Source organism: Mycolicibacterium chlorophenolicum (assembly GCF_001044235.1).
In the GTDB taxonomy this organism is placed as follows: domain Bacteria; phylum Actinomycetota; class Actinomycetes; order Mycobacteriales; family Mycobacteriaceae; genus Mycobacterium; species Mycobacterium chlorophenolicum.
In genome coordinates, this window is the sequence record NZ_JYNL01000071.1 from 1 (window position 1) to 14693 (window position 14693).

General features: G+C 61.9%; 11 protein-coding genes. 2 read left to right on the forward strand and 9 right to left on the reverse strand.

What is annotated here, in order from left to right; genetic code table 11:
- Positions 1-458: 458 nt before the first annotated feature.
- Complete coding sequence (locus tag MCHLDSM_RS34310) at positions 459-3776, reverse strand: type ISP restriction/modification enzyme (protein ID WP_063840671.1); 3318 nt, start codon at positions 3774-3776, stop codon at positions 459-461.
- A gap of 657 nt (positions 3777-4433) precedes the next feature.
- On the opposite strand from MCHLDSM_RS34310, the gene MCHLDSM_RS34315 reads away from it, so the two are divergent.
- Together MCHLDSM_RS34315 and MCHLDSM_RS36815 are read left to right on the forward strand one after the other, a co-directional pair.
- Entirely contained in the window at positions 4434-4781 is a 348-nt protein-coding gene (locus MCHLDSM_RS34315; protein WP_048474238.1) for an antitoxin Xre/MbcA/ParS toxin-binding domain-containing protein, read from the forward strand.
- Entirely contained in the window at positions 4778-5401 is a 624-nt protein-coding gene (locus MCHLDSM_RS36815; RefSeq protein WP_082169214.1) for an RES family NAD+ phosphorylase, read from the forward strand. The genes MCHLDSM_RS34315 and MCHLDSM_RS36815 overlap by 4 nt, the downstream gene beginning before the upstream one ends.
- Positions 5402-5575: 174 nt before the next feature.
- Here MCHLDSM_RS36815 and MCHLDSM_RS34325 read toward each other — a convergent pair whose 3' ends face one another.
- The 8 genes from MCHLDSM_RS34325 to MCHLDSM_RS34355 all read right to left on the reverse strand — a co-directional run bounded on the left by MCHLDSM_RS34325 (position 5576) and on the right by MCHLDSM_RS34355 (position 14625).
- The gene (locus MCHLDSM_RS34325) at positions 5576-7069 is read right to left on the reverse strand and encodes a HesA/MoeB/ThiF family protein (protein WP_048474240.1); all 1494 of its coding nucleotides are present in this window, start codon (positions 7067-7069) and stop codon (positions 5576-5578) included.
- A gap of 230 nt (positions 7070-7299) precedes the next feature.
- Positions 7300-7452: a hypothetical protein gene (locus MCHLDSM_RS38855; RefSeq protein ID WP_201780418.1), complete on the reverse strand. Its 153-nt coding sequence runs from the start codon at positions 7450-7452 to the stop codon at positions 7300-7302.
- Positions 7449-8096, reverse strand: a complete 648-nt coding sequence (locus MCHLDSM_RS36825) for a multiubiquitin domain-containing protein (RefSeq protein ID WP_053083166.1) — start codon at positions 8094-8096, stop codon at positions 7449-7451. The genes MCHLDSM_RS38855 and MCHLDSM_RS36825 overlap by 4 nt, the downstream gene beginning before the upstream one ends.
- A gap of 106 nt (positions 8097-8202) precedes the next feature.
- A complete protein-coding gene (locus MCHLDSM_RS39995) occupies positions 8203-9216 on the reverse strand; it encodes an ImmA/IrrE family metallo-endopeptidase (RefSeq protein ID WP_053083167.1) in 1014 nt (337 codons plus the stop codon).
- A 25-nt stretch (positions 9217-9241) separates the two neighbouring features.
- Positions 9242-10147 carry a hypothetical protein gene (locus MCHLDSM_RS36840; protein ID WP_082169215.1) on the reverse strand — a complete coding sequence of 302 codons (906 nt, stop codon included), beginning with the start codon at positions 10145-10147 and terminating at the stop codon, positions 9242-9244.
- The gene (locus MCHLDSM_RS40000) at positions 10137-11108 is read right to left on the reverse strand and encodes a hypothetical protein (RefSeq protein WP_048474242.1); all 972 of its coding nucleotides are present in this window, start codon (positions 11106-11108) and stop codon (positions 10137-10139) included. The genes MCHLDSM_RS36840 and MCHLDSM_RS40000 overlap by 11 nt, the downstream gene beginning before the upstream one ends.
- Before the next feature lie 14 nt (positions 11109-11122).
- Positions 11123-13297 (reverse strand): S8 family peptidase, encoded by a 2175-nt coding sequence (locus MCHLDSM_RS36850; RefSeq protein ID WP_060937690.1) that lies wholly within the window; start codon positions 13295-13297, stop codon positions 11123-11125.
- 200 nt (positions 13298-13497) lie between these two features.
- Positions 13498-14625: an AAA family ATPase gene (locus tag MCHLDSM_RS34355; RefSeq protein ID WP_201780419.1), complete on the reverse strand. Its 1128-nt coding sequence runs from the start codon at positions 14623-14625 to the stop codon at positions 13498-13500.
- Positions 14626-14693: the final 68 nt, after the last annotated feature.

The window sequence follows — 14693 nt, forward strand, 5'->3', positions numbered from 1 at the left end:
TGCCCAGAACGGTACCGGCTGTATCAGATCAAATGAGAAAGGCGCGCCGATGTGTCACATCAAATGAGAATGCTTCAGATCGGATGAGAACTGACACGACGCGCCGCGCCACAGGACGGCTGGGTGTGCCTCGGCATTGGCCTTAGGATGTCATCAGGAATACGTCACTGTGACGGTTTACCCAGGCAAATCCCGTTGCATAGCAATATCTTTCGGTCATTTCATGGATAATCTACATTATCCATGAAAATCGTTGTGCACACCTGGTGCAGATGAATCAATCCCCCCGCCTACTGGTCGGCATTGGATGACGCGCTCTGCGGGTGCGAAATCGGAACTTGGCGCCAGTGTCGTCCTTGGGCAGCATGGCACAGGTGTGTAGGTTCCGTCGTCCGCCGAAGGCTGAGGGGTTGGTGGCGTTAATGCCGGCGGCGCGGCATAGGACGGGGCGCAGAGCGTTAGAACAGTGTGCCCTCGACGTCCGTGACGACTTGCCGTTCGGCGGCCTCTACGGGTAGTACACGCTCGTCGGTCAATTCCGCGACGGACCATACCGGTTGTTTCGTGACCGCGGCGAGTAGAACAGCCTGGTCGGCCTCAAGCTCGATGAGGAGCCCCAAGACGTTGAGCAGGTCCAGGAGCTCGGATGTATAGCTGGCCTGCCAGCTGTCGCTATGAATCTTCCAGAGTTCCGACACGGTGCGGTTTCCAATCACCGTGGGCGTTCGATCGCGTCGACGGTCGTTGAACCATTCCCGTACCACGTGCGTACCCGAGACTCTGTAATCCCACATTTCCTGAGTTACGTTGTCGATGAAGCCATCTCCGACATGAAGCCTCTGTGTGGCAGCGTCGTACGAGATAGTGCTCGGCATGTCGTCTACACCCGTTGGGATGGCGCCCCCGTTCGGAACCACCGGACGTTGCGCGGCGGCCATACGCGGCGAGCCCGCTGGCCGTCCGAGCGCTGAATCGATGTATGCGGTGCCGTAGGTCTGCAGCCAAATGACCCGAGCTCCAAGATCACGTATCTGGGAGTAGAGATCGTCGCTGCGTGTAAACGGAATTCGGATCCCTGCGCGGCCAAGCTGCTCCAGGAAGGTGGTCACGTAGTTGGGGTGTGCACAAAGCCCTGCGATGTATGCCGTCACATCGGGCGCGGTGACCGGTGTGTCGTATCGATCACTGAGAAACGCCAACAAGCGCGGATTGATGTTGGGAATACTGGCATTTGAATCCTGCCAGAGCGGGTACACACGCCCGCCGCGGCCGTTGTAGTGGTGCACATCGGGGATCTCAGCGCATACGGTCAGCGCTGGCCCGTCTGCCGGCGACTCGGCTACGGGTGCGGTAAGCCATACTTGCGACGATGACCGTCCCGACCAGAGATGTGGATTGGGCTGATTGATCACGCGCTTGTCGGGGATGACCCAGCGACGATCGAATGAGCGGAAGGCGATTCTGATGGGCGTGGGGCAAGGGCCGGACTCCTCGGCGATCGTGGTTGGTCGAGATTCGAATCCTGGCAATGGATCTCGGAGCACTTTGTCTATGGTCCGGTCGCGGCTGTGCTCCTTGAACAGGAGTCTCTTCCGCTCCCGGTCGGAGGTGCCGATCAACGTATCCCAACGGGCCTTTAGCTGCTCAGCATCGACGTCAATGATCCAGCTGCGACCTGACATGATGCCCGACCCGTTGTACAGGAACACGTCATCCAGAGACAGGAAAGATGACCATTCATCGCTGGCTTGTGGGAGGAATGGGTCTCGCCAAGCGTCGGAACACGTCAGCCATCCGTCGGAACCCAGGTGAATCGCGGCGAGCTGATCGAATTTCGCAGTCCGGTGCCCTGGTTCGAGTTGGCGGTATCGCACCACTGCGGGTGTTTCCGGATTGGCGGTCTTCGACCGCAGGGCGAGCGTGATGCATACCTCGTGTTGCACTGCTTCAAATATTCGGGTGTTTACCTCAGGTTGGAATCCTTCGGGCGAGCATTCGATTACCCAGATGTAGTCACACGTTTGGCGTAGGTAGCGACGCATCCCTTCGAAACCTTGGCCGTGGGTGAATCCGGCGACGGTTATGAAGCACACGATACCGTTTGTATCAGCCGGCTGATTGTCGAAGACTTTCCATGTGGCCCAGCGCCAGAAGTAGATGTAGAGGTTGTAGAGGTGCCTGGAGTGCGCGCTCACTCCCCATTCCGGCTCGGGCATGAACCGTTGAAGCGGTGGAACCCCGTGGCCCTCCGAGCCGGTCTCTAGCCATCCGCCGAGACCACGTGCCCTGTCTTTCCATGGCGGATTACCCGTGACAACTAGGACTTGCTCGCTGGCTTTGACCTGGTTGGCGGCCCGCCTGGCGTCGGTGATCGGCTTGTACCAGCTTCCGAGCTGGTTTTCCTCGACGAATGGATCCTCGAGTGTGTTAGTGATGTAGGTGCGGAGCGTTTGCGGGCCGACGTCAAACACCTTGAACTCTGCGAGCTCAGCGAGTATGCGTAACTGAGCTACAGCGAACGGCCCGAGCTGAAGCTCGAAGCCGATCAAACGAGACAGGCTGGCGATCAAGGCGGGGCCTACTGCGCCCGGCCCTTGATCCGCGGCAATCGTCGCGGCAATGGATCGCAGAATCTCGAGCATGAAAGTGCCGCTACCCATGGCCGGATCGAGGCAAGTAACCGCCGGGTCAGCTAAACCGCTCGGCCTATTTAGATGTTCGGTCAGCGCCTCGGACACCAACCGAACCATTGCAGTAGTCACTTGTGGCGGCGTGTAATAGGAACCGGTGCTCTTCCGAAGGTCCGTGTCGTACGTCTGCAAGAATCCCTCGTAGAAGTACAGCCAAGCATCTGGGTTTCCACGAGATACCTTGTCCCAGTCCACGACCGCGAACACGCGCCCCATCGTCGCCACCGAAGTCTTGAGAGCATTCTCCGAGCCGGGGGTGTCGACCAAGATGCGTAGCGCGGAACCGATGAGCGAATTGGTACTTGCAGCAAGCTCTTTCGCTGCGTAATCGACTCCGGGCTCCAAGTCGATTTCGCGGGCGCGCGCGAGCAGCAACCCGAACGTCACAGCCTGTGCGTACCAGTCGGCGAACTGGTCATCGGTCGCCTCCGGGAAGAGCAACGCCTTCCAGTCGTCGCGTAACGACGTGAGAGTTTGGTTGCCGATGGCGATCTGCTCGCTGACCTCATCGCGCAGCAACCTGCACAGTCGCGCCGACACTTCGGCAAGTGCCGCAGGTGACTGCGGCGCTTGCGGAGTCCACGACATGAAGCCTTCAAGGAAAGCCAGGAATAAGTCGGGTGCCGTGAGAGCCGACCCGGCGTTCGCGAGGTCCCCATTCAGCGTGCGTATGTCCCCAACGCGCTCGCCACTCTGATAGAGACCGAACGCCTGTCCATCGGTGTAGATGAGGTTGGGCAGCGCCTGGAGTTTCTTCCACTGCGTTCGGTCGTGTGGGTCGGAGAATCTTCGAGGGTCGGCTCCCTTTCCTGGGGACTTGACTTCGATGAACCCGACCAATGCGCCGTCGTATTCGACCGCGTAGTCCGGACGCACCGAGATCGCGCTGAGGGAGGTCTCTCCGATCAGGGTGAGCTTCGAGGGGTCGTAACCGATCAGCCGGCACATCGCCAAGAACAGTTCTTCTAGAGGTGCACGAAGCTGGTCCTCGGGCTGACCCGTCACCGTGATGGCATTGAGCTTCTTGTTGACTTTGGTTCCATAAGCGCTGACAGCAGTCGCTAAGTCCTCCGGCGTGGTCGGCACTGTCACATCATGGCGTCTCTGGGCGGCGGGATACCGGCGGACACGCACAGCCGGACTCTGCGGCCGCGCGGCCGCATCCCCGCGCGGTCAACCGCAGTGTGAGTCGGTTCGACTTTACTCACTCCACATGATTGTCAAGACGCGGCAGTCGCGAGGTCGGTTGTCTCGGTGAGCTCAGCGATCAACTTGACGGCGACCGACCGTCTATGGCCGGTGGCACGAGCTGGTCAACGCAGAGCTCAGAGAGCTGAGTCATCTGCTCGGTAAGTCATCAGCGACTGCTTGACCGGATTACTTAGCCGGCAGGCCGCGGCGCTTTGCCAGGTGAGCTCTCCGCCTGGCGTTGCTAAGCTACGGCCTCGAACAGCCTCACGACGACGGTCGTTCGCAGTGCCGCCGTTGACTGCGGGCTCGTTGTAGCTGCATCTCCAGGTATCTCCAGAGGGCGCGGTTTGAGCCCGACAAGATCAACCTGTGCCGAACCTTCCGACCGAGGATGCTCGGCACTGAAAAACGCGGGGAAAGCCACCGCGTGCCGTAACACCCCCGCTCACTCGTCACCGCCGTGGTGGCCGCCCTTTCGGCGACCCGGTTGTCGCAAATACCGGATACCGGTAGTATGACCGGTAACGAAACCGGAAGTTTAGGGAGAGTCTCATGACAGCCACATTGGACCGGGCAGTCGAAGCCACTGAAATCGTCGATGCCCTGAAGCCGTTTGGCGTCACTCAGCTCGATATCGCCGCGGCCACGCAGGTCTCTGACCGGGCCGTGCGCGGCTGGCGGACCGGCGACATACGCCCTGACCGGTACGACCGGCTCGCGCAGCTCCGCGACCTCGTCCTGCTGCTTTCGGACTCACTTACCGCTCGAGGTGTCGGCCAGTGGCTGCACGCGAAGAATCGCCTTCTGGACGGCGAGCGCCCTATCGAGTTGCTCGCTAAGGAGCGCTACGAGGAGGTCCGTCGCGCGGCCGAATCCTTCATCGACGGTTCCTACGTGTGACGCTCGCCGACGCGGTCGCAACCGCACGGCGACGCAAGCTGACCGGGAAATTCTGGCACCAAGGCCCAACGCGGCACCCGCTCGTATCCTGTCTCGACCCCGCGGCGGGGGCGGGCCGATACCACCAAACCGGCGAACCCGGGGTCTGGTACGCCTCCAACCGGGAGCAAGGTGCCTGGGCGGAGCTCTTCCGCCACTTTGTCGATGAAGGCATCGATCCCTTCGAGATCCGACGCCGCGTTGGTCGTGTATCGATCGACCTTCAGGTACTCGATCTCACCGACGAGCAGACCCGATCCCATCTGGGCGTGGACGAAACGGACCTTGTGTCAGAGGACTACGTCATCACCCACGCCATAGCAGTTGGTGCCCGCGATGCTGGGTTTGACGCCATATTGGCCCCGGCAGCCGCGCTACCCGGTTGTCATACACTGGCAGTGTTCGTTCACGCGTTGCCCAACGTCGATGCCGAGCGATCAGAAGTCCGTCAACCTCCGCCACGGCTCGCTGACCTCCTCGCGGTGATCCGACCACACGAAAACGTACCCAACGCTGTACGTCGATTGCTCAAGACACTGGAAGGGATTGGCGCCGAAGAGATTCGGCGTAGACGCCGCTAAACGACCTGATACAGCCCAGTTGACCGTCGATGGATGCGATTCATCCAAAGCTGAACAGACGCCAATGAATACGCCGCACCGCCCAGAACCTCTCAATGGGATATTCGGACAAGTTGACACATCATCATCCATGAATGTGGGCAGCCGTCGTCGCGCTACGTCACGTAGCACCGGCTACTGCTTGCCGAGCCATTTACGCAACGTCGTGCGGGTCCTTATAGCTTCCGGCTGGCCTCGTGCCAGCAACGGCACGCCGTCGCCGATCGCGAAACGCGTTGAGCCACAGTGTAAGCAGTCTGGCGACTTTGCTGGGCGGTGCTCGACGACGTCGTCGGTGAGAGGGTGGTATTCGACCCAATGATCGGCTCCTACGGTCGGATCTACCAGGCCGCCGACCATCATGAGCCAGTCATCGACCGCGCGCGCTGCGGCGACCGCGTTGAGCGTAATCACGCTCGGGGCATGGACGTTCTCATCTTCGATATAGCGCTGCCGGCGGCGTTGGACTTCCCCTGTGGCTTCCTCAGTCAAGCGCGAGGCAGAAATCAGGCCGTTGCACTGCAGGCAACCGCTACCGGGGTTGCTCATCCGCGACACGGAGAAAATGTCGGCGACCTGGCCATCGACGACCGAAACCTTGGCGCCGACTTGACTATTCGGGATCAGATACTGATGAGTTATGGAGTTGACGACGCGGCGGGCGAGCGCTGAGTCGGCGGCAAGGAAAATATGATCACAATCGGTCAACAGCGCCGCAACGTCAGCGTCGACCACCGAGCGCGCCACCGTGGAGATCCGGACGGTACGAGAGGCTTGGTGAGCAACTCGCGCTGCGATCTTCACCTTTGGTGTTGAGATGCGGGCTCCGAGATCTCGCATCCACTGCGGTTGCGTGCTTGCCTGAAGCCAAGTCATCGCGTCGAGTCGGCGAGCACCGACGACCCTGGGAAGATTCGTCGGGTCGACCCGGTCGGGGTCGATGAACACCAGATGCCCTACCCCGAGGCGGGCGAGGTATTCAGCGATGAGCGATCCAGCCCCGCCGAGTCCGACGACGGCCACCTTCGACTGCGCAAGAAGCGCCTGGCCGCGATCACCGAAGACCCGCGTTTGACGATCGTAGGTCGGATCTGCGATCCCGGCTGGCATCGGCTCAGGGGTCAACGTGAGCTGCGGTCGCCCCATCACGCGAAGGTGGGTGAGAGCGCGACGCCGTCCGTCGCTCGTCCAAATATCACCGGCAACAGCACCCTCGGCGAACACCAGCGCTCCTACCGGGACGTCCCCGTTGATGTCGAGCAGTGCCGGATAGCCACGTTCGTGGGATGTCATGTCGGTGCGCGAGAAGGCTACTCGGTCGCGGCCACCGTGATTGTGCACCGCGAGGTAGGCCAACCCTTGCTCCGCGCAGGCGTCGATGGCATCGGCGACGAAGCCCGCGGTGAGCTTCCGGTACCCGCGGGTTCCCTCGACGTAATCGATACCGTCTGCAGCTACCACCACATCGCGCACCAGCAATCTGGTGCCCCGCGCGCTTCGCGCGATACCGCATCGCAGCACGGCGCCGTGCTCCTCACCGTCACCGCAAAACAGATGATCCCGCAGAACAGCCCACTGCGCTGCGGTGATCGCCACCGACCAAGGCGCATCTACCGTTCGTTGAGCCATTTGAGCACCTTCAGGACTTTGGTCGCGGCCGTGTCGACGGCAGGGTTGAGCCGATTACTTCTCCGAGACAGCTGCATTCCCGGCTCCCCCGCCGGCCCCCATGTCGTTGGCGAGAATCCCTCACCAAGGGCGGCGCCGTCCGTGCGCTTCAAATCGGGTCGCACGAAATGCGGATAAACGTCTGCCTCCGGATAGGCGAACGTGATGAGGAAGGCGATCCAAGAGCTGTCCTATGTATAAGTGGAGCTGAGCGGGACCGCGTCGATGACTACCCACGCGCCACCGTCACCGGTGGCGGTGACGGTGACGGTGGACTCGGCGAACGTCTCTTGGATCTCGTGAACCGCGCCCGCGACGGCCGGACTGATCGGTGTGGTCGTCACGAGTTGTCATCCCCGTCGACGGCGCGGAACTCGTCGCCATCGTGGACCCGGATCTGCTCGTCGTCGCCGACCTGGTCGAATTTTGCACCGGTCTTGCGGGACAGCAGGAAGTCCAGCTGGATCGGCACATCCTGCGCGATGGCGGCCTCCTTGATCGACATGCCGGTCTGGCGGGCGCCATGCAGGGTCACCATGTGCTTCCGGTTGACGATGACGTGCAGCTCTTTCTTCGGCAGCTCCTTAGTGAAGAAGCGGTCCCCGTCGGCGATGTGGACGATCTCGCCGGCCTTGATCGGATCATCGAGGTCGTCGGAAATGTCCTTCCAGATGCCGTAGTCGTCGGCGATCGGCGGAGTAGTCAAATCGCGCAACTGCGTTTCGGTGAGCGCGGCGGTGCGCACCTGGTACGGGATCTTGTCGATGTAGATGGTGCGCGGGCGGTCAGTGTAGAAGCGCATGTTTTCCTCGATAGCCACGACTTCGGTCGGGGCAATCGGCTCATCTTGCGCGTCAGCGATGTCGAGCCACACGTTGTCGGCGGGCGGCGTGACGAGAGCGGCGAGCTGGGCGCCGGTAAGGCGCCGGTGCTTGACCGTAATTGGTTCACCGTCGATGTAGATCTGGATATTGTCCTGGGGCGCCACAGCGGGCTCCTTTCCACTCTTTCTGGATGCAGGCATTCGCCTGTTCAACAGTTAGAGACGGGACAACGTCGAAATCGTCCAGAACACCCTGAGCGTGGAGCCGTTGTTAGCTCGCGCAATCCCGGCACACCGTGGAGCCAGTGTCGAATTGGCTGGGGTGCTTGCATAAGAAACACTCTGTGCAGGTCTGTTCGGTGTTGGCGGTGCAGCCGCAATGACCTGACGGGCAGCGGGGATGCTCGCAGCGGCCGCAGACACCCTCTGCAACAAACTCCTGGTGACAGTGTTCGCATTCCTCCCAGGCGTCGGGAGCCCGGTCGGCCGTGCTATCTCGGGGCGGTGAGAACGTCAGCCACGGCGCCCCGTGGGAGACCATCGTCAGGAACAGCCGATCTCCCGCCCAAGCCGCTTGGCCGTACAGCAGGTCGGAGGTGTGGCCATCGCGGTACCAGATCTGTGCGTCGTCGCGCGTGACCACACGACCGTCTCGATCCGCACGCAGCGCCGCCTGGACAAGCGGGTTGGAGCACTGATCGCTACCGCGTGCGGGCGGAAACAATCCACCGCATGCGGCGGCGAAGGTGACGATGCCGTCGCCGTCGAGCACGGCGACTACCCCAGCTGATCGGAGCCGTCCGACGAGGCGGACGCAAATCGCCGCCCGGGAGGCATTGGAGGCTGCGAACAACCCAGTTGCGGTGCTGACCGTGGGCCCAGAACCGTGGATGTGCGTATCGACGAGATCATCGGGAAGCAACATGCGTGCGGCAAACGCATCGCAGCTCGCATCCTCGAACGCCTCAGGCTCACGGTGCTCGACGATTGCAGTGCCGAGGGCGATGTCGGTCTTCTGGATGTGGTGGCCGAGTTCGTGTAGCAGCGTGAATTGCTGGCGCCGCCATGACATCGACTGCGTCACGATCAGCGTCGGCGGATCCCACCGATACCCACCGGCGACGGAACAGCCCAGTTGGGAATCGTGAGGCACGAACTCGGGAACGCGCAGCACGGTGAGATCGTCGCGGCTTTCCAGCGCAGCAAACGCATCACGCGTCAAATCATCTTGACTGCCGCCCCGCGCTTCCCACACACGCACCATCGCGTCGACTTGGGCAGGCACGGCGTCGAATGTTCGCGGCACGGGCCTAACTGCCTTCTGCTGCGATTATCGCTTCCAGGCGTTGTCTCCACTGTTGCCGTCCTTGGCCGGTTTCTCGCGCGGCGAGCTGGTAGGCCTCGTAGCCAAGCTGTGTTCGCGCTGCGCCTTCGTCTCCATCGACCGCGCGTTGTCTGATGTGCGGGCGCCAGCGCGGCTCTTGCAGTTCGCGCGCGAGATCCTTCGGTAGTGGCGCGACGGCGGCAAGGACATCGTCGACGGCGAGATCGGCCGCCGCCGCGAGCTGTTGGGCTTCGTCGCGCGTCAGCGGTTCCTTGCCTATGCGAATGGCCATGGCACGAGCTTGCGTAACGCGCAACGTAGTCATGATGGTTGGTAGCGGAATATCAAGTTGTGCAACCGATTTCACCGAGGTACTGATGTACAGCCCCGGCGCCGCCTGGAGGACCTCGAAAGCATCGAAGAGCTCGTCGATCGCCATGGCCGCTCCCGACCCAAGAGGCGGGTCGAATTTTCCTCTACGCAGCCCTTCTTCTGCGCCACGATTTGTTGTTGTGCCGGTGATGATTTCGAGTAACGGCCGTGGGATTGACGCGATAATCGTGTCCAGCACTCCAAACGGAATCTCGGCTGCTGCGTCTGGCCAAATCGCAATGGGTCCGTATAGCGGGCTGGCATCGGCTTCCACGATCACAGTCGCCCTATCCTCGACGCCGGCCTCCAGAGACACGGGAACAGCGTGGGCTCGTGCAGAAGTGTCGTCGACACTCACGACGAGGAGGATGACGGTCGACTCACGCCAATACGCCTGACGCAGTTGGCCCGCTGAAACGTCGTCGGTTGTGCTGGAGCTGCGCAGAAGCCCGCCGCGCTTCGGGCCGATCGGGGCACGTCGCGCGAGTTCTAACCAGCGCTCGGACGACTCAGACGACATTCGAACCCTCCATGGTCATGTCATCTACTGACGGGACAACGGCTTCATCGTCCAGCACCAGACTGACCAGAGCCGCAACGACCTCGCGGCCTCGCTCGGCATCACCAGCAATCTCGATCAGACGTGCCCGAAGCGTGGCAATGAGGCTGTAGGCGCTGCTGCGGCCCACGCCAAGTTCGTTCGCGAGCCCACGTGGGTCGTTAAGGAATCGGATCACTGTCCGGTCCCGGGCGGTCAACGTCGACATCAGTTGGGCGGCAACGTGTTCGTGACTGAGTTGCGCCTCGGCAATCGCAGCGCTATCAGGACCAGACACTGTCTCTTCAATGATCTCCCAATCAATTTCGAGTGTCACGTCGAAGGCATCATTGGCGTCTAACAAGGATGGGAACCGGTCGGCGCAGATATCGGTGAGGTCGGTGATATGGAGTCGGCCGGCCGCGGCCAGAACCCGCCGTAGCATCTCCTCCAGTTGCCCCGGGCGGCCCAATGGCACGGGGCCATCGCCCCTCAACTGGGCCAACTCGACCGGCGCGCCGGCCGCGATGGAGCGCAGTTCATCGGGCCCGACCAACAGATCAATATCGTCGCCATTCGTGAGGATCCAGTGATGTGCCAACGCCGATGGCGAGAAGAGATCTGAGCGTTCCAGACGTTTTTCGAGCCGGTTTCGTAGTGCTCCCCACGGGCGCTTACGAACTCGGTCGACCAGCCAGTGCTTGACCCATTTGCCGGTGAGACGGTGGGCAGCCGCATCGTCGGGAACCGCGGTGACCGCATTCGCATAGCCGGCACCCTTGGCTTCGAAAAATTCGTTCACCAAGTCATCGACTTCATCGGCCTCGTCGAGGGCACGAAATCGCGGCATCTGCTCACGGAACACGCTGCGCATCATCGCCAAGGCTGCATTGCCGAGATATCCGAGTGCTAGCGCTTCGTCCCGAATGTGCGTCGTGCTCATCCCTATCGCTCCACCTAGTACCAGGTGTTCTGCTGGGCTCCGCGCAGCCGGACCCGCCCCGCGGCGACCCGCTGGACCGGCCGCAAGGCAGTGAATTGCGCAGCAATGTCGTCGTACAACGTGCCGTTCCCACCAGAGTCTGACACCGAGACGAGCATGGCAAAAGGCACCTCAGTCGGCGAACCGTCCAAAGCTCCCGCTCGGCGGGCGACATAGCGCACCTCCAGCCTCGCGCTATCGAGTTCGCCCGCGGTGAAATTGACTCGGTAATGTCGCAGCGTTTCCCACTTGCCCGAGTCGCGCAGATCTGCCTCATTCAAACTTGTTGTGTTCGTGAGGGTTTTGGCAACCGGTTCCTGACCGGCTTTCCATCCCTCCATCAACAGGGTTCGCGCCTCGGACGAGGCGAGGTCGATTTCCCTGGCTGGCTCGTCGGATCCCGCCGGCGGAGAAAATCGAAACATGTTGCGGTGCGGACGCAATGTCAGTTCGAGCGAGGCAGAGGTGTACTCGGTGGGCTGGGTCGGCTCCACGGGTGAGGCATAGGCAAGGGTGACCGACATCTTTGCCGGTCCAGTGAAGTATCGGGGCAGCGGCAATTGATAGCCCACGATGTCTCCACGCGCGATCTCATCGACGAACAGCACGTGCACTTGGTCCGGGGTGCATTCCATCGCGTCGGCGAACGACAAAGGCAGCCGTCCAAAGCCGAACTCGTCCTGCCGCTTCTTGAAGGCACGATGGCGTTCGGCGAAATGCACTGGGAACGCTCGAAGTACGCTGCTGTTCACCCGAGGTAGCCGCGTTGTGAGGTCCGCAAGTGCGTGAGTGACGACCGGCGCGGCAAAGCTCGTGCCCGTCGCCTCCAAAAACGTTCCGTCGGCGCACAAGACGTCAAACATCCGGTCATCCACTCCGCCGAACTGAACGCCCAGCGGCTGGGTCCGATTTCCGGGGCGTCCGGGGCCCATTGATGAGTAGGGTGCGCGCGTCCACGGCCGATCGGGAGCGGGCACATCGCAAGCACCGACCGAAATCGCGTTGGCCATGTCGGCTGGCACTTGCACTCGATGTAGCCCAGTATCGCGATCTTGGTTTCCGTCATTTCCAGCCGCGACCACGAACACGATGTCGCGCTCCCACGCCAATTGATCCAGTTCTGCGGTCCACCGGTTCGGCTCGTTGTCATCCTCGACAGCTAGAGTCGGCCCCAGACTCAAATTGACTAGCTTGTGCCGACCCTCGGTCAGAATGTCCTTGATCTGGTCAAGGATCCAGTACCCATCGAGGTCCCCCGGGTCATACGGCGGTGGCATGACCCGAAAGCTCTCCACGGGCAGAGGTGGCTGCGCCGCCTGATCACCTGAGCGCAACAGTCCGTAGAGGACGGCGCCGGTAACACCGGTGCCGTGATCAACATCGTCGGCCTCGATCGGCTCCTGCGTCAGATCGATCACCGGAATTGGGAACAGCCCAAGCTGATCCGGATCGCGGACGCCGCCGTCGAATACCGCCACAGTTGTGACGTCAGCGATGGGATCCGGAACAGTGGGGGGCCGAATCCGGCTCGCACTGCGCAACCCGAACCGAGGCCGCGGTCGGATGGCGGGCATCGGTCGCAGCGCCCGTAGCGGGTTGAACCTCGCTAATTGCGGTGCATCCGCGTCCGCCACCCGCACTGGGACGAATGTCAATCCCCCGACGGTGCGAAGAAAGTCGCCGTGCACGGTACCGCCGTATGATTCCACGAGCGATATCCAGCGATCCAGCGTTGCAGCGTCGATCGCTACGGGCTCGCCGGACCGCACAGCGCGCGGGTGCAGCACTGCCTCATAGAGAGAGCTCACTTGCTCGCCGATACTCTGCTCGGGATCCACGCGCAGAACAGAACTCACGGCAGGCGAGGCGACTTCCTCGAGGCGTCGAATCTGTTCGAACGCCTGCTGGGCGCTGCGGCCAGGGCCCGGGGCATCGACAAGTGATTCGAGCCGCTCGAGTGCTGTGTCATCGACGGCAAGGATGAGTCGGCGGGTCCCGCTCGGCCGATCTTGCGCCGCTGTGCGCAGGATGCTGGCGTCCGACCTTGAACCCACTGGGACTGCACCGATGTATCCGAGCAGAGCTTCCGGATAGTACGTCGGAGCAAGATAATTCGGGAAGAGCTTGGCTTCGATGTAGATGCGGTCCACGGCCCGCAGCTCGTCAGGCAATTCTCGCAATCCGGCACGCGCGGAACGGATCTGCGGGAGTAGCCACTCCCGAGCTTGTTCGGAAGTGTATGGGTTGTACTTCGGTCCACCACCCGTTGGGGCGGGTTCGACCTCGAATCGCATCGCTTCGCCATTGAGCAACAGCCGGCGGGCGACTCCGGCTGTCGACCCCGGGGTCGTCACAGCGCTTCCGTGGCTTGCCGGATACCGCTGGCAACGGTGGGGTGGCTGACGCCGGCGAGAGTTGCGATGCTGCGATTCGACATCCCTAGCCGATCGTGTGCAACTTGCCAGACCTGGTTACGCGCATCGCTGGTCGGAAACTGCGTGACGAGTTCTGTCACTACGACGTCCTCCATAGTCCGATCGTTGAGAATTGCCCTGCGCCTGCAGAGATCCCAGAAACGCAGAATGACCGCGTGACTGTGTCCTTCCCAGATTGTTGCGGCCACGTCCACTACCTCTGCCGAGACGTCCCTGCATTTCAGGTTGGTCAGCAGTGTGCGCCGTTCCGCGTCGCCGGGGAGCGCAAATTCGATGATGCGATCGAAGCGGCGATCGACGGCTTCATCGAGCAACTGGGGATGGTTCGTTGCGGCGACCAACAGACTCGTCTCCGGCCATCGATCCAGCTCGACAAGGATCACGTTGACAATGCGCTTCAACTCGCCGATGTCGGTGTCGTCGTCGCGGCGCTTCGCGACCGCGTCGAATTCATCGAGCAGAAGTACGCACGGGCCCGACTTTGCGAACTGCAGTACCGATCGGATGTTGCGGCCGGAACTGCCCAGGTAGCTGGAGACGACCGCAGCGAGATCCAGTGTCACCAACGGCAATTCGAGCCGCTGCGCGATCCAACGGGCGGCGAGGGTCTTGCCCACACCCGGTGGGCCCCAAAACAACACGGTCCGGCTCACCGCGACGCCCGCCCGTGCCAGCTCAGCGCGACGCTCACGCTCTGTCACAATCTCGTGTAGTTGCGCCGCCACAGCGTCATCGACCACCAGTTCGTCGCCAGTCGGGATCGCGTCGACGTGGGCCAACGAATGTGTCCCTTCGGCATCCGCCGGGATCGCTCCGCTATCGAACCGGAGCCCCGCAGTGGGCGCTGCCGCCGATAGTGCGTCGTGTAGCGCCACACGAAATGCGTCCGCGTCGGGCACCGACGATGGAACGGCCCGCATTAGGCGTCCGGCAAGCTGACGAACACCTGCGGCGTGGCCACGCGCCCCCACTCGTACCAGATCCACGAGGGCTCGCTCGAGCCCGTCATCGCCCTGGTAAATCGTCGACTTGGATGGCGCCACGTTTACCACGTTAGCGTGGATCGGCGACATTTCCGATAACTGCCGACGATTTCGGCTGCCCGCAATCT